At 66.0% G+C, this 15,471-nt stretch carries 11 protein-coding genes; 2 read left to right on the top strand and 9 right to left on the bottom strand.

Annotated features, from left to right (window positions below; all coding sequences use genetic code 11):
• Positions 1-36: 36 nt before the first annotated feature.
• The 9 genes from H3H55_RS26065 to H3H55_RS26025 all read right to left on the bottom strand — a co-directional run bounded on the left by H3H55_RS26065 (position 37) and on the right by H3H55_RS26025 (position 12,417).
• A complete protein-coding gene (locus H3H55_RS26065; protein WP_193100802.1) occupies positions 37-1,305 on the bottom strand; it encodes a hypothetical protein in 1,269 nt (422 codons plus the stop codon).
• Positions 1,302-3,125, bottom strand: a complete 1,824-nt coding sequence (gene glmS / locus H3H55_RS26060) for a glutamine--fructose-6-phosphate transaminase (isomerizing) (protein WP_193100801.1) — start codon at positions 3,123-3,125, stop codon at positions 1,302-1,304. The genes H3H55_RS26065 and glmS overlap by 4 nt, the downstream gene beginning before the upstream one ends.
• 118 nt (positions 3,126-3,243) lie before the next feature.
• Positions 3,244-3,732, bottom strand: coding sequence for a Biofilm PGA synthesis auxiliary protein PgaD (locus H3H55_RS26055; RefSeq protein ID WP_193100800.1), 489 nt, complete (start codon positions 3,730-3,732; stop codon positions 3,244-3,246).
• Positions 3,710-4,981: a poly-beta-1,6-N-acetyl-D-glucosamine synthase gene (gene pgaC / locus H3H55_RS26050; protein WP_048251336.1), complete on the bottom strand. Its 1,272-nt coding sequence runs from the start codon at positions 4,979-4,981 to the stop codon at positions 3,710-3,712. The genes H3H55_RS26055 and pgaC overlap by 23 nt, the downstream gene beginning before the upstream one ends.
• Positions 4,978-7,068, bottom strand: a complete 2,091-nt coding sequence (gene pgaB / locus H3H55_RS26045; protein ID WP_193100799.1) for a poly-beta-1,6-N-acetyl-D-glucosamine N-deacetylase PgaB — start codon at positions 7,066-7,068, stop codon at positions 4,978-4,980. The genes pgaC and pgaB overlap by 4 nt, the downstream gene beginning before the upstream one ends.
• A gap of 15 nt (positions 7,069-7,083) precedes the next feature.
• Positions 7,084-9,381 carry a poly-beta-1,6 N-acetyl-D-glucosamine export porin PgaA gene (gene pgaA, locus H3H55_RS26040; RefSeq protein ID WP_193100798.1) on the bottom strand — a complete coding sequence of 766 codons (2,298 nt, stop codon included), beginning with the start codon at positions 9,379-9,381 and terminating at the stop codon, positions 7,084-7,086.
• Between the two features lie 103 nt (positions 9,382-9,484).
• A complete protein-coding gene (locus H3H55_RS26035) occupies positions 9,485-10,222 on the bottom strand; it encodes a hypothetical protein (RefSeq protein WP_193100797.1) in 738 nt (245 codons plus the stop codon).
• Positions 10,223-10,284: 62 nt separating this feature from the next.
• The gene (locus H3H55_RS26030) at positions 10,285-10,695 is read right to left on the bottom strand and encodes a hypothetical protein (RefSeq protein WP_129517412.1); all 411 of its coding nucleotides are present in this window, start codon (positions 10,693-10,695) and stop codon (positions 10,285-10,287) included.
• Between the two features lie 723 nt (positions 10,696-11,418).
• Entirely contained in the window at positions 11,419-12,417 is a 999-nt protein-coding gene (locus tag H3H55_RS26025; RefSeq protein WP_129517120.1) for a LysR substrate-binding domain-containing protein, read from the bottom strand.
• 627 nt (positions 12,418-13,044) lie between these two features.
• Between H3H55_RS26025 and H3H55_RS26020 the strand changes: the two genes are divergently transcribed.
• Together H3H55_RS26020 and H3H55_RS26015 are read left to right on the top strand one after the other, a co-directional pair.
• Positions 13,045-14,460: a circularly permuted type 2 ATP-grasp protein gene (locus H3H55_RS26020; RefSeq protein WP_164992104.1), complete on the top strand. Its 1,416-nt coding sequence runs from the start codon at positions 13,045-13,047 to the stop codon at positions 14,458-14,460.
• A 64-nt stretch (positions 14,461-14,524) separates the two neighbouring features.
• Positions 14,525-15,466 (top strand): alpha-E domain-containing protein, encoded by a 942-nt coding sequence (locus H3H55_RS26015; RefSeq protein WP_129517122.1) that lies wholly within the window; start codon positions 14,525-14,527, stop codon positions 15,464-15,466.
• Positions 15,467-15,471 lie beyond the last annotated feature (5 nt).

The raw sequence follows: 15,471 nt of genomic DNA, 5'->3' as shown, positions 1-15,471 counted from the left end.
TGGCGAGGTTCACGCGACGCCGCGCTCGCCGTGGCGTCAATGACTCGAACACGGCGCCTCGCTCTTCGGCAACGGCGTTTGCTGGCCCGGGTCGAAATCGGCTTCGCGCGTGCCCGACGGCGTCAGCGACACGAAATGCATTGTCGTGCCGCGCGCCGGGAAACCGGCGATGCCCGTCGTGCCCCACGGAATCGGTGAACGCTGCACGCCGCTCACCGCAATGTCCGCCGGCGCAAGCGCCAGCGTCAGCAGCCGTCCATCGCGAGTCGGCACATACGCATGCGTGTCGGAAATGCCGATGCCGGATTCGCGCACCGACGCCGGCAGGCAGCCGAGCGTTGCCGTGCGGCGCCCGTTAGGGTCGATCAGCATCGCGACACCGCGATCGTCCGCCGCCGTCGTGACGACGATGAAGCGGTCGATCGCCGGCACGTAGGCCGACGCGTACACGTAGTACCGGATGGCCTCGTTCAACGGCCCCAGCATGTCCAGCTTCGCCGTGACCGGATCGAACAGCGCGTATTCGAGCGTCGCGTCCGTACTGCCTTCGATGAATTTTTGCCAGACGAGCAGCGCGTTGCGCGGCGAGCCCGCGATCACCGGCCACCACTCGCGGCGGTGCGGCGCGACCGCAACGTGGTTCAGCACGCGCCCGGCCGCGTCGTAGGTTTTCAGATAGACGCCGTTGCCGGTGCCGAGGTTGTCGACGCCGCCGCCATCGACCCAGTCGGCGGAATAGAACACGACGAAGCGTTCGCCGACCGTGGCGACATGCCCCGAGTGACCGCCCGACTCGACGTCGTTCGGGTAGGGCTTGATCGGCTTCAGGTCGCGGCGGTAGACGCCGTAGCGCTGGCTGACCTCCTGCGGCGCGTTCCATCCGTCCTCGAACGTGACGAAGATGTCGCCGCGCGCGTTCTGCGCGATCGACACCGGTTCCTGCGCCTCGGGGCGGCTGATGAACGTATGGACGTGCAGCAGGTGCGGCTTGCCGGGCAGCCACTCGCCGACGTACACGTCATGCGGCCAGTTGCCGTTGCGCAGCGCGCCGCGCGGCACGATGCCCGAGCTGCTGAAGAACACCCAGCGGTTGCCGTTGCCCGCGTCGGCCACGCCGATGCCGTGCATGAAACGCCGCGGGTCGCCGGTCTCCTGCGGCGGCGGGGAGTTCTGCACGGCGACCGTATGCACGGTCGGTGCGCCGGCGAAGGCCGGCGGCGGTGCCGCGACGACGCAGCACGCGCCGCACAGCGCAGCCGCGACGCGCCGCGCGACCGCCTGCGCCGGGCGCGTGCGCCGCGTCATTCGACCGTCACCGATTTCGCGAGGTTGCGCGGCTTGTCGACGTCGGCGCCGCGCGCGCAGCCGACGTGATACGCGAGCAGTTGCAGCGGAATCACGTTGACGATCGGCGACAGCAGGTCACCCGATTCGCGTACGCGAATCAGGTGCGTGTCGCGGTCGGCGTCGATTTCGAGCTGATTGCCGGCCAGCACGTAGAGCCGCCCGCCGCGCGCCCGCACCTCGGCCATGTTGGACTTCAGCTTCTGGAACAGGCGGTCGTCCGGCGCGATCGTGACGACCGGCATCGCGCTCGTGACGAGCGCGAGCGGGCCGTGCTTTAGCTCGCCGGCCGCATAACCTTCCGCGTGGATGTACGACACCTCCTTGAGCTTCAGCGCGCCTTCCATCGCGATCGGGAAATGGATGCCGCGCCCGAGGAACAGCGCGTTCTCGGTGCGCGCGAACTTCGCGGCCCAGCCCATGATCTGCGTTTCCAGCGCGAGCGCATGGCTGATGCGGCCGGACAGCGCGCGCAACTGCTTCAGGTGCATCGCGACCTGTGCCGCATCGAGCCGGCCGCGCAGCTGCGCGAGCGTGAGTGTCAGCACGAACAGCGCGACGAGTTGCGTCGTGAACGCCTTGGTCGACGCGACGCCGAGCTCGATGCCGGCCCGCGTGAGGAACCGGAGCGGCGCGTTGCGCGCGATCGTGCTGGTCGCGACGTTGCAGATCGCCATCGACAGTTCCTGGCCCATCTCGCGCGCGCGCTCGATCGCGCCGATCGTGTCGGCCGTTTCGCCCGACTGCGAGATGCCGACCACGAGCGTGCGCGGATCGGCCACGGTATCGCGGTAGCGGAATTCGCTGGCGACCTCGACCTGCGCCGGCATACCCGCGATGCTCTCGAGCCAGTACTTCGCGGTCAGGCCCGCGTAGTAGCTGGTGCCGCAGCCGAGCAGCAGCACGCTCCGCACTCGCGACAGCAGCGCGCGCGTGCTGTCGGTCGCATCGAACAGCGCCGGCGAGATCGTGTCGATGCCGTCGAGCGTGCTGTCGATCGCGTTCGGCTGCTCGAAGATCTCCTTCTGCATGAAGTGTTGGTAAGGGCCGAGCGCAACGTCGCCGTCGCGCGCCTTCACCTGGCACAACGGGCGCTGCGCTTCCTGCCCGCCCGCGTCGACCACGGCGATGCGTTCCGGCGTGATCAGCGCGACGTCGCCGTCTTCCAGGTAGATGAAACGGTCGGTCAGGTCGCCGAGCGCCGCGCAGTCCGACGCCAGGTAATTCTGTTCGGCGCCGATACCGATCACGAGCGGCGACCCGGCGCGCGCGGCGACGAGACGCTGCGGCTCGCGCGCGCTCAGCACCGCGATCGCGTATGCGCCGTGCAGCCGCTTGACGGCGTGTACGACCGCGTCGAACAGGTCGTCGCGATAGACGCTGTGGATCAGGTGTGCGATCACCTCGGTGTCGGTTTCGCCGCGAAACACATAGCCGCGCTGCCGCAGCTCGGTGCGCAGCGCGTCGTGGTTCTCGATGATCCCGTTGTGCACGACCGCGATCGTGTCGCCCGACATGATCGGGTGCGCGTTCATCTCCGACGGCGCGCCGTGCGTCGCCCAGCGCGTATGCGCGATGCAGGTCCGCGCTTCGAGACCGAGCGTCATCACGCGATCCTGCAGGTCCGTCACGCGCCGCAGCGTGCGTTCGCTGCGCAGGCGGCCGGCGTCCTGCACGGCGATGCCGCATGAATCGTAGCCGCGATACTCGAGCCGGCTCAGTGCATTGACCAGTTGCGGCACCTGATTGTTCAGGCCGCTTGCTCCGACGATTCCGCACATGATTCACCTCGTCCACAAGAAGTTGCCGGCCTGCCGGCGATGCACGGCAGCGCGGCGTCAGGAGCGGCGCCACGCCGCACGGATGCGGTCCCGTGCGTGGCGGCGCGTCTCCGCGGATCTACTCGCGGGGCGGCGGCCCCGCGTGGGCTACCCATTCGATGCCGGAGATCGAGCCGTTCGCATCGTGTGACGCGACCAGAATGCGCGTCGTGCGCCGCGCGCCACGCCGGCGAGCGCCGGCCAACGCGGTCGCGGGCACCGAGCGCACCTTCGCGCTGGCCGAGCGCCGCAGCATCTTCGATACGCGCAGCCGGTACGCGAGCGGATGCACGACGCGCCCCGCGATCAGCCACGTGACGATCGTGCCGCCGATGATCGCGATACACGTCGCGTAGAACACCATCTGCTCGATCGGCATCTCCGCCTGGTTGAACGGCAGCAGGTAGCGGTATGTGTAGATGCAGATCGATGCCCACACGGCGCCCACCAGCGCGGGCCGCACGAGGCGGAACCAGACGACGAGCCCGAGCCCGACGATGCGACCGCGCTCGGCGATCATTTCGCGCGGTGCGCGCAGGGAAAGGTCAATAATCGGCGCGTTCTTCATGTTGAATGCCTCGGTCGGGGCTGACCCATACGGCCCGCTTGCCGCGGCCCCGCAGCACGACGGCGGGCAGGGCGACGACGGTGGTGATCATGCTGATCAGCCAGAAGGCGACGGGGTACCAGACGGTGTCCAGGAAGTACATCAGGAGTTTTTCGTCGTAACGACGATCGATCATGCTGCCGACGATCAGTTGCAGGATGCAGGTTGCGACCAGCAGCATCCCGTGCCAGTGCGGCACGACCGATACGTGCCAGTTCAGCGGCAGCGGATGGACGACGTCGACGAGCGCGAGCAGCAGGATGAACGACATCGAGTAGGCCCACGCGATGCCGATCAGGTATTCGATGAACAGCGGCCACATCATCATCTGCGTCGGCCGCGCGAGTGTGCCCGCATACTTCATCAGCACCTGGATGCCGCCTTTCGCCCAGCGCAGCCGCTGCCGATAGAGCCCCTTGAGCGTCTCGGGCATCAGGATCCAGCTCAGCGCGTGCGGCTCGTACACGACGCGCCAGTCGCGGCACTGCAGCTTCCAGCTGATGTCGATGTCCTCGGTCAGCATGTCCGAGCTCCAGTAGCCGACGTCGGCGAGCGCGGTCTTGCGGAACATCGTGACGACGCCCGACACCGTGAAGATGCGGCCGTACACCTGCTGCGTGCGCTTGATCAGCCCGACGATCGACGAGAACTCGCCGACCTGCATGCGGCCGAGCAGCGACGTGCGCGTGCGGATGCGCGGGTTGCCGGTCACGGCGCCGACGCCCGGGTCGGTCAGGAAGTGTTCGAGCATCCAGCCGATCGCATCGTGCGCAAGCAGCGAATCGCCGTCGATGCACAGCAGGTATTCCGCGTTCGACACGGCCGCCGCGGTCGTGAGCCCGACCGCCTTGCCTTCGTTGTGCGCGTGATGGATCACGAGCAGCCGCGGGATCTCGACGGCGAGTTCGTTGAGGATGTCGCCGGTGCGATCCTTGCTGCCGTCGTTGACCGCGATGATGTCGTAGTTCGGATACTGCATCCCGTTCAGGTGACCGATCACGCTGCGCGCGTTCGCGGCTTCGTTGAAGCAGGGCACGACGATCGAGATCTTCGGGATGCCGCTCGACGCGATCGTCCGCGTCGACAGCACGCGGCCTTCCTCGAGCAGGAAGTAGTGCACGACGCCGCCGATCATCCACAGATACGACATGAAGAACGGGTAGTAGAAAACGAAATCCTGCAGGCGCTGGATGATGCCGTGGGTCGTCATGGCGTTTTCGTCCCCTGCTGATGCTGCGTCTGCATCAGCGCGTTGATCGACGTCGGATCGAGGCGCGACTTCAGCGACATCACGTCGCGCATCGTGTCGAGATCCGGCTGGTTGTTCAGGAAGTTGTCCGGGTAGTAGCCGAAGTTCACCGCGCCCTTGCTGCGCAGCCGCCGCATCTGCGCGAGCAGCGCGCTGCCCCCAATGTCCTTGCGCGCATGCCAGTCGTACGACTGCAGTTCGAACACGGTGCGCGCGAAGCCGCGCTGTTTCGCGCGCACCGCGTCGACGAGCTGGTCCATCCAGCGCACGGGGTCCTGCGCCTGTTCCATGTACGGCATCGCCATCAGCGCGACGAAGTCGTAGGTGGCGAGGAAGTCGTCGTAGTTCTGCGCGTACCACGCTTCGGATTCCGGCTTCAGCACCGGCAGCGCGAAGATGTTGCGCGCGGTCAGCACGTCGCCCGCGTTCTGGTTCGCGAGCACGATCTGTTCGAGCTGGCGCGTCAGGTCGATCAGGTAGCGCGTCTTCTGCCGCGTCCAGCGGCTCATCAGGTCGGGCGTCGCGCGGATCTTGCCGATGTCGGCCGGCAGCCCCCACTGCGAGTAAATGCTCAACGCGTGCCGGCCCGCATCCTCGTAATCGTCGAGCACGGCGTCGTCGCTGAACAGGATGCCGCTGAACGACGCGTACTTGCCGAGATCCTCGTAGATCTGCTCGATGAACAGCCGTGCTTCGGGATCGAACGGGCTCAGGCGGTACATGCGCGAGCCGTTTTCGCGCGCGGGCGCGCCGCCGTATGCGCTGACGGCTTCGAGGCCGTGATGCTTGTCGGCCGGCGGCCGGAACGCCAGCACCGGCATCCACGCATACACCTGCACGTTCGAGCGTGTGTTGAGCTGCCATGCGGCGCGCGAGAACAGGTCGGCGCGCATCGGCAGGTGCCGGTTCGGGAAGTACAGCGATTCCGCGACGCCGGTGCCCTTCGGATCGGCGAACGCCTGCAGGTACACCGATTTCGGCTGCATCCGGTAGATGCGCTCGACGAGCTTGCCGAGATTCGTTTCCTGCCGCGCCGGATCGGGATCGTAGACCTGGTCGAGATCGACCTGCACGACGCGCTCGGGCACGTCGACGTCGCCGCGGTTGGTGGCCGGCTCGCGCATCGACCGCTCGAACCCGCCGATGTCGACGTCGTACATCATCAGGATCCGCCTCAGCCGGTCGAGCGGCACGTCCGGCGTATTCGGGCCGGCGTCGAGGCTGAACTGGATGTCCATGCCGAGCGACGTCGAGATCTTGCGCACCGGCTGGTTTTCCGCGCCGTATGGCCAGACCATCGAGCGTGCGACGATGCCGGTGCGGTCGCGAATCTGCCGCACGCATGTCTGCAGGTCGTCATGCACACGGGCTTCGAACTCCGCATCGGTTTCATAGCGCTTCTCGTTGTCGAAGTACAGGTGCGACGTGGTGGCCGGCAATTCGTTGCCCTGCGGATTCGCGACCGCGCCGTGATGGAGGTTGTGCGTGTGGCACGCGAGCTCGACGAGATTCGACTGGCCGACCTTCTGCACCTCGTCCCACGACATGAAGTAGTCGCGCGGCATCTCGATCTTGTCGCTGATCTTGATCGGCACATCCGGCGGTGCATCGATCCACGCGGTGACGATGCCCATCACGGCCGGATACTTGAAGCGCTCGAGGAGCGGCAGCACTTTCGTGTAGTGGCTGCGGTAGCCGTCGTCGAACGTGATCAGCACCGCGCGGGGCGGCAGCGGCTTGCCGCCGTGCCGCGACGCCTCGATCTGCTTGACCGTGACCGTGTGGTAGTTGTTGGTCTGCAGCCACGAGAAGATGGCCGTCAGCGTGCCGGTATCCACCGCGTACGGATCGACCATCGTCGACGTGGAGAAGGTCGACAGCAGGTTGTCGCGCACGTCGTGCATGCAGATCACGCGGAACGTCTTGCCGTCGACCGGATCGGACGGCGGCAGCAGGTCGATCATCCGCGCGTTCGCCACGCCCGGAAACAACGAGCAGGCCGTAAACGCGCCGAGGCATCCGCACATGAAGGTCCGTCTGGATTGCATTGTCCGATCTCCTTGCTAGAACGGCAGGTTGACCGACAGGAAGCCGGTTTCGGAGCGCTCGCGCTGGCCGTCGTACGCATGGCTGCTGACTTCGACGCCGTAGGTCAGCGTGATGTCGTGCTTGAACGTCCACGCGTGCTCGAGGCGGGCGGTCCACAGCGGGCTGGTGCCGAAGCCGCGCTCGTTGTACACGCCGCCGGACGCCGACAGGCGCTGCTGCAACGACATGTCGCCCTTCTTCCACAGCGTCAGCTGGTGCATGACGGTTGCCGCCGCCGCATAGTCGCGGCCCGGGTTGAAGTAGGGCGCGTCCTGCCGCGTGTTGCTGTCGGTGCCGAGATCCAGCGAGATGTTGACGAGCTGGTTCGCGGACGTGTACACGCGCTGCGTGCCCGTCGCTGAAATTTCCTGGTGGAAGTTCGCGTCGCTGTAGCGGCTCACGCCGTAGCTCAGCTTGACTTCGCGGCGGTCGTTCTGGCGATACACGACCTCGACGTTCGCGGAGCGGCCCCAGATGTGCGCGACATAGGCCTTCCACGGCAGCGTGTTGTCGTTGGAGTCGAGCGCGCCGCTGACCGTCCAGTAGTCGTTGAGGTTGTACGTGACGGAACCGCGGCCGCCGGTTCGCCCGTCGGTGCCGAGCGAGCGTGTGACTTCGCCCTGGACCGTGAGCGGCCCGTGCCGGTAGTCGCCGCCGACGCCCGTGCGCGTGCGGCTGATGTTGCCGCTGTCGGTTTGCGCATAACCGAAGAACGTGTGCGAAAACACACGCCAGTTGTCACCGAACGGTTGCGAATACACATAGCTGTCCGACGTGAAGCTGTTGTCGGCCAGCGCGCTGTTGCCGTGCTCGTAGCTCAGGTCGGTCGTGAACACGGGGCTGCGGTACGCGTTGTAGTCGCGCTTGAATGCGCGCACGGAGCCGCTGTCGGGGAACGTGTTGTCGAAGGTCTGGTCGACGCTCTTCGCGGTCGCGTAGTCGTCGGCCGACAGTGCCGCACGGCCGAGCCCCGCGAGCATTTCCACGCTGTCCGGGTGGTCGGTCAGCGACGCGTGATACATCGCGATCGCCTGGCGCGGATGCGACTGGCCCGATACGGCATCGGCATGCGCGGAACGGACCTCCGCGTTGAACGGCACTTCCTTCTCGAGCTTTTCCAGCGCGGCGATCCCTTCATCCACGCGGCCCGTGTAGATCAGGTACTGCGCGCGCAGCCGGTAGTAACGCAGGTAGTCGTCGTTTTCCGGCCCCCACACGCGTACCTCCTTGGCGGGCGGCAGCGACTTGCCCATGTCGTCGAGCACCTGGTTCGCATCGGCCGCGCGCCCCTGGTCGACGTACGACCAGAACAGCCCCTCGCGCAATTCGATCGGCCGCGTGCGCGCGCCGTACTGGAAGCCGCGCGTCGCGCTGTCCGTCGGCGACGCGGTCGCTTGCTTCAGCGCGCGCTGGTACACGGCGTTGGCCTTGCCCGGTTCGCTCAGGTACAGGTACGCGTCGCCGACGGCCGCCAGCGCGTCGATCGAGATCTCGGCGTCGGGCGGAATCGTCTCGAACGTCGCGACGGCCTTCGTCATGTCGCCGCGTGCCGCGTACGCGATCGTCCGGTCGCCGGCGAGCGCCGTCCTGACCGGCGAATACTCGGGCGTGGGCGGCATCCGCTTGTCGAGGTCGTCGGCGGCGCGCAAGGCGGTGTCGAGCCCGTCGAAGCGGTCGGCGCTCGTCATCGAGCGCGACTTGTCGCGCCCGCCGCGCACTTGCTGGCGAATCGACAGTTCCTCGAGCCGCGCGAGATCGACGGCGGAGAACACGTCGGGGCGCGCTTTCGCTTCTTCCAGCGCCTTGATCGCGCCGCCGCTCGACGCGAGGCCGAACACGTCGTTGCGGACGGTGGCCGGGTCGGCGGTACGGAGGTCGGGCGCCTGCGCATTCGGGGTTTCCGCTTCGGGTGTCTGCGCGGCCGGCGGCTGGGCATTCGGCATCGGCGTGTCCGATGTCTGAGGGGGCGGGGTTTGAGCCGCGGGCGCCGCGGCATTCGGCATCTGGGCGCCCGAGGCTTGCGCGATCAGCGTCGGCGCATTCGGCGGGGGGGCGTCCGGTGCGAGCGAACCCGGTGTCGGCGCGTCCGGCGGTTTCGGATCCGGCACACCATGGGTGCCGGCGATTTCGCTGACGCCGCCGGTTTCCGCATCGCTTTCGGCGGAGAAGCAGGGGCCGGACGCGACGAGCAGCACCATCAGCGGCGCATGCAGGAAGATCCGCCGGTTGGACGGAGCGACGGCAGTGCGGTGTTGTTTGCGATTGTTGGCCACGGTGTGTCCTCGCTTCGAAACGATCACAACGGTTGCACACCCGACGATCCACGCCACCGTTCGTCACACGGCCGGGCAGCGGGCCCGGCCATGCGGCGCCGGTTCACAGGCGATTGCGGATCGCCTGCCCAAGCAATGCACGCGATTCGCTGTTCTTCGGGTCGATCGCGAGCGCCCGGCTCGCGTTTTGCTCCACACAGTTCCATTCGTCGTTCTGCGCGCACGAGCGCGCCTTGGCCAGCGCACGCGCACCTGCCAGGTCCGCGCGCGTGACGCTTGCCGTCTGCATGCGCGCCGTGTCGGTGTTGTACGGCCGTGGCATCGGCGCGAAGTCCATGCGCTTTCTCGTGCCCGCCAGCGTCTCGGTTCGCGGCGCGCGATGCGCGTCGCCGAAGCGCGCGTTGAGGTGGCCGTGAGCCGGCGTGGCGTGCGGGTTGGCGGCGAGCGCCATGGGTGGCGCATGCACCGGTTGCCGGTGTTTCGCGACGGCGCGGGTCGCTGCCCGCGGCGCGGGTTCCGGTTCGGCCGCGAGCGTGACGGGCGGTGCGACCGGTGCGATCGCCGGCTCCGGTCCTTGAGCGACCGAGGTTCCGGACCCACCGGTCGAGCGGGAAGTCGTGGCCACGATCGCGTTGCGGTATTTCCCGGCGGCGGTACGGATCACGCCGGAGATGTCGTGCGTCACGCTGGCATGGCCGGTCGCCGTGTCGCGCTCGGCATACGCGAAGATGCCGAAGATCGCGGCGAACGTGACGAAGCTGAGTGCCGCGTTCTTGCCGGGGCCCCAGGAGGGTTTCGGCCGGCTGGCGGGCGGGTTGTCCGGTCGTTCTGCACGAGTCATTCAATGCTCCTCGATTCGATACGCTGCGGTGAGTGACGCGATCGGGGCGGGTCAGCTGACGCTCACCATCGCAACTGCGTGGTGAGGGTGCCCGTTTCGACGATCGCGAACTGCATGGCCCCCTGATAGGTGCCTTCGACCCGGTAGCTCGCCTCGGGCACGCTGAACAGGCAGCGCGATCCCGATGCGTTGAATTCGACGAGCACGCGGCCATGCCGCCTCAGGCGCACCTGCACGTTGGCAAGCGGTTGCCCGGTCCGGGCCGACTCGAACGACACGCCCAGGTTGTACGGGCGGCCGTCGGGGGGAAGCGGCGCCGTACCGTCGATCCGTGCGTCGCCGCAGATATAGGAAATCACGTAGCGGCCCGTGCCTGGACCGGACGCAGGGGTCTGGGCCATGGCATTCATGCAGAGCGTGGAGAGGACGACGCTCAGGAGAGGGCGAGCATGCTGTCGAAACGAGGTAGACATTGCAACCTCCCGTCCGGAATCAATGGCAACGCATTTACTCCGAGTCAGATTTCCAGCGTTCTTTTTGCGACACGCTATTGATACACGATGGTTTTTGAACCAACAACCGCGTGTGGCTGGAATGGGACGAGGGTGAATAATCCTATTTAAATAGGATAACGACGAATTTGTCTGACTCGCTTGATGCTGAAGAAAGTCGATATTGCCGAATATGATCATTGCTGTTCGGTAGCGATGATCGAGCACGCATTGAATCACGTCGGAGGTATCGACATTCGTGCCGAAACATAACGACTGATAAAAGAATTTTTTGCGTCTGTGTTCGATGCGCATTGATGTAGGCCCGGATACAGGTCGCGCGATTTGAAATGAGGGTGCGACGTTTTTGATATTCGGGTTGTTACAGGTAAATCGAAACTTTCTATTTGTTGTGTAACGAGGTATTTCTACCCGGAAAATCAGGCCGAATATTCGGACATTACGATTGATGAGTAAGAAGTACGACTTTCGAAAGCAAACGTTTGCGGTTTCTCTGCTGTCGATTACGGGGCGGGTACGGTGATTTCACGGGCTGCGGCGAGATGATCGATTACGGCCGGAAAGGCGTCGCGTTCGATACGAAGCAGTGCGACGCGAATGTATGGCACTGCCGGATTGCCCGAGACCGCATCCGCGTTCGCGCCGTGAACAGACCGGACGCGAACGCAAACCCGAACGCGAATATTAGCGGCTGCCGTCCGCGCTTCGCCGTGCGATGCGTATCGCCGGCGCGGCCGTTTGCTCGGCGGCATCGACCACGCCTTCAAGCGCCTTGCGCGGCCGGTTCATGATGTAGGTCCACAACTGCTCGGCCGCGAGCCCGCGCTTGCGCGCCGACCGGTACAGGCGGATTTCGAGTTCGGTGATCCAGTCGCCGGAACCCGCGCACACGAGCGTGCCTTCCGCGAGCTCCTTCGCGACACAGCTTTCCGGCAGCCAGCCGATCCCGTGCCCGGCCACGACCATGCCCTTCAAGGCTTCGGACATGTGCGTTTCGAAGCACCGGTGCAGCACATACGGCTCGGTCGCATTCAGCAGCAGCATCTCGACAATGTTGCCGAGAAACGCGCCCGACGAATACGCGAGCAGCGGCAGCGGTGCGTCGGGCGTGCCCGGCAGCTGGAACACGGGCTTGCCGCGCGCGTCCGGCGTCGACACCGGCAGGATCCGCTCGACGCCGAGGTTCACGAACGGGAAGTGGTTCGGGTCGAGCACGATCGGCAACTGCGGATGGTGATAACCGAGCAGCAGGTCGCATTCGCCCTCGACGAGTTGCTGCACGCCTTCCGGCACGTTCACCGCGTTCACGCGCGCGGTCACGTGGCCGACCTCGCCGTTGAGCTGCTTGAGCCATTCGGGAAACAGCGTGAAGACGAGCGTATGGGCGACGGCGAACCGCACGACCTGATCGCTGGCCGCGAACTGGTCGTAGCCGTTCACGAGATTGCGTGCCGCATACATGCTGCGCAGGATGTCCGCGGCGAGCCCGCGGAACATTTGTCCGGCCGGCGTCAGCGTGATCGGGTTGATGCTCCGGTCGACCAGCTTCGCGTCCATCCAGGTTTCGAGCGACGCGATTCGTCTGCTGAATGCCGACTGCGTGAGGTGCCGGTTACGCGCGGCCCGGGAAAAGCTCTTGGTATCCGCAAGGCTCAGGAAATCTTCCAGCCACTTTGCTTCCATTTCGATCTTCGCTTTTTATAGTCGGGCGTCAGAAGGCGCGGCGCCGCTTCGCTGCACGAACTTTCTAGCGTACCGCGCCTCGCGTGGGTCGGCCCGATGTTTTTTTTCGATGGGTGTCAGTCGAAATATGCATGGGCATTGTCGGCGGGATTACGGCTGCATAGGTTTGAGGTGCCGGACCCGGCTAACCGGACAGTTCATCGCGTCGAGCTGTCCGCGCTGCCGCAGACGGTACTTCCCCAGGGCCGGCTGCGCTGTACGCGTGCCGGCCCACCTTTTCGTCCCGACGTTCCGGCGGCCGCCGAGCCGGCGCTCCAGGTGTGCCAGGGCGCCCCAGACGGGCCGTTTTTTGTGCAGTGCAGATTGCACAGTCGTGACACGCGGGAGAACTATGTTCGAAAGACGCGGCGCAGCATCGGCCGTGCGCGCTCGCGACGCACCGTTGCCGCGCGTCGCGCCGGGTGCTGCACCGTTGTGGTGCGAAATGCCGCGCGGGCGTGCCCGGCGCGGCACAAAAAGGGGGGAGGATATCGACGGGATATCGCAAGGCACGTTCCTTGCGAAGCATTCATTACGCCGGTCCGGCATGCGCAATGCCGGGGAAAACGATCGATGGAGAAAAGATCGATGAAGCCATTCGATGAAATGCTGCAATCCGGCGACATGGTAAGGGCGCCTTACGCGCGCCTGAAGCGTTGGCTCGACACGCAGAATCCCGCGAGCCTCGCCCAGAAAGCCCACGACGCGGAAGGTGTGTTCCGCAAGACGGGCATCACGTTTGCCGTTTACGGCGACGCGGAGGCCGCCGAGCGGCTGATCCCGTTCGATATCGTCCCGCGCATCATCTCGGGCGCGGAATGGAGCCGGCTGTCGCTCGGCATCGAGCAGCGCGTGATGGCGCTCAACGCGTTCCTCGACGACATCTATCATCGGCAGGAGATCGTGCGCGCGGGCATCGTGCCGAAGCACCTGATCGCGCACAACGAGGCATTCGTGCCGGAGATGATCGATTTCCGGCCGCCGGGGAACGTTTACACGCACATCATCGGTGTCGACATCGTGCGCACCGGCGAGAACGAGTTCTACGTGCTCGAGGACAACGCGCGCACGCCGTCCGGCGTGTCGTACATGCTGGAAAACCGCGAGACGATGATGCAGCTCTTCCCGGAGCTGTTCCAGCAGGTGAAGGTGCGCCCGGTCGAGACCTACCCGCAGATGCTGCGCCAGTCGCTCGCGGCCGTGTGCCCGCCGGGCGGCAACGCCGACAACCCGACCATCGCCGTGCTGACACCCGGCATCCACAATTCCGCTTACTACGAGCATTCGTTCCTCGCCGACCAGATGGGCGTGCACCTCGTCGAGGGCAGCGACCTGCAGGTGATCGACGGCCGCGTCGCGATGCGCACGACCGAGGGTTTCCGCCCGATCGACGTGCTGTACCGGCGCGTCGACGACGCGTTCCTCGACCCGCTCACGTTCCGCCCCGATTCGGTGCTCGGCGTCGCCGGCATCATGGACGTCTACCGCGCGGGCAACATCACGATCACGAACGCGCCCGGCACGGGCATCGCCGACGACAAGGCGATCTATTCGTACATGCCGGAGATCGTCGAGTTCTACACGGGCCGCAAGGCGCTGCTGGAGAACGTGCCGACCTGGCGCTGCGGCGAGGCCGACAGCCTGAAGTACGTGCTTGAGCATCTAGACGAACTGGTCGTGAAGGAAGTGCACGGCTCGGGCGGCTACGGGATGCTGGTCGGGCCGTGCGCGTCGAAGGCCGAGCTCGAGGCGTTCTCCGCGAAGCTGCGTGCGCGGCCCGCGAACTACATCGCGCAACCGACGCTGGCGCTGTCCACGACGCCGATCCTGACCGAAGCCGGCCTCGCGCCGCGCCACGTCGACCTGCGGCCGTTCGTGCTGGTGTCGGACCGGATCCGCATCACGCCGGGCGGGCTCACCCGCGTCGCGCTGAAGGAAGGATCGCTCGTCGTCAACTCGAGCCAGGGCGGCGGCACCAAGGACACCTGGGTGCTGGCCGACTGAGCCGGACACGACCGCGCGCGCCGGAGCCGGCGCGCGAACCGAACGAAGACGGAGTGGACACGAGATGCTTCTGGGACGTACTGCAAGCGGTCTCTACTGGATGTACCGCTATATCGAGCGCGCGGAGAACATCGCGCGCATCGTCGATGCCGGGCTGCGGATGGCGCTCACGCGCACGTCCGACGCGCCGGCCGAATGGTCGTCGGTGCTCGTCAGCTCGGGCACCGACGACGGTTACCGGCAGAAATACGACGCGTATGCGGCCGATACCGTGACCGACTACCTGCTGCGCGACCGCGACAACCCGTCGAGCGTGCTGGCGTGCATCGAGGCCGCGCGCTCGAACGCGCGGATGGTGCGCACCGCGCTGACGCGCGAGGCGTGGGAGAGCGTGAACGGCGCGTGGCTCGCGCTGCGCCGCGCGCTTGCGGAGCCGGTGCCGGAGAGCGGGCTGCCGGCCGTGCTCGACGAGGTGAAGCGCGAAACCGCGCTGATCCTCGGCAGCTTCTACAGCACCATGCTGCGCAACGAGATCTTCGATTTCGCGCAGATCGGCGCGTACATCGAGCGCGCGGACAACACCGCGCGGATCATCGACGTCAAATACCACCTGCTGCTGCCGTCGGTGTCGCACGTCGGCACGATCCTCGACAACTACCAGTGGGAGACGATCCTGCGCTGCGTGGCCGCGCACCGTTCGTACCGCTGGGTGTACGACGTGCAGTACAAGCCGCTGAACATCGCCGACTACCTGATCCTGAACGGCCGCATGCCGCGTTCGCTGCGCTATTGCTACGGGCGCGTCGTATCGAGCCTGAACCTGCTCGCGAAGGATTACGGCGTGACACATCCGTGTCACGACACGGCCACGAAGATCCTGCAAATGCTGTCCGATACCTCGGTCGAGCGGATCTTCAAGAGCGGCCTGCACGAGTTCCTGACCGACTTCATCGGCCGCAACAACAGCCTCGGGCTCGAAATCGCCCAGGCCTACAACTTCGACTGAGACTT

Source organism: Burkholderia sp. Z1, assembly GCF_014893795.1.
In the GTDB taxonomy this organism is placed as follows: Bacteria; Pseudomonadota; Gammaproteobacteria; order Burkholderiales; family Burkholderiaceae; genus Burkholderia; species Burkholderia theae.
This window is presented reverse-complemented; position numbering and strand designations above follow the sequence as displayed.

Bases quoted from the DNA above. Each gene is read 5' to 3' on its own strand.
- H3H55_RS26065 (WP_193100802.1), bottom strand. From the start codon at position 1,305: ATGACGCGGCGCACGCGCCCGGCGCAGGCGGTCGCGCGGCGCGTCGCG.
- H3H55_RS26015 (WP_129517122.1), top strand. From the start codon at position 14,525: ATGCTTCTGGGACGTACTGCAAGCGGTCTCTACTGGATGTACCGCTAT.
- pgaB (WP_193100799.1), bottom strand. From the start codon at position 7,068: ATGCAATCCAGACGGACCTTCATGTGCGGATGCCTCGGCGCGTTTACG.
- H3H55_RS26030 (WP_129517412.1), bottom strand. From the start codon at position 10,695: ATGTCTACCTCGTTTCGACAGCATGCTCGCCCTCTCCTGAGCGTCGTC.
- glmS (WP_193100801.1), bottom strand. From the start codon at position 3,125: ATGTGCGGAATCGTCGGAGCAAGCGGCCTGAACAATCAGGTGCCGCAA.
- pgaC (WP_048251336.1), bottom strand. From the start codon at position 4,981: ATGACGACCCACGGCATCATCCAGCGCCTGCAGGATTTCGTTTTCTAC.
- H3H55_RS26020 (WP_164992104.1), top strand. From the start codon at position 13,045: ATGAAGCCATTCGATGAAATGCTGCAATCCGGCGACATGGTAAGGGCG.
- H3H55_RS26035 (WP_193100797.1), bottom strand. From the start codon at position 10,222: ATGACTCGTGCAGAACGACCGGACAACCCGCCCGCCAGCCGGCCGAAA.
- H3H55_RS26055 (WP_193100800.1), bottom strand. From the start codon at position 3,732: ATGAAGAACGCGCCGATTATTGACCTTTCCCTGCGCGCACCGCGCGAA.
- H3H55_RS26025 (WP_129517120.1), bottom strand. From the start codon at position 12,417: ATGGAAGCAAAGTGGCTGGAAGATTTCCTGAGCCTTGCGGATACCAAG.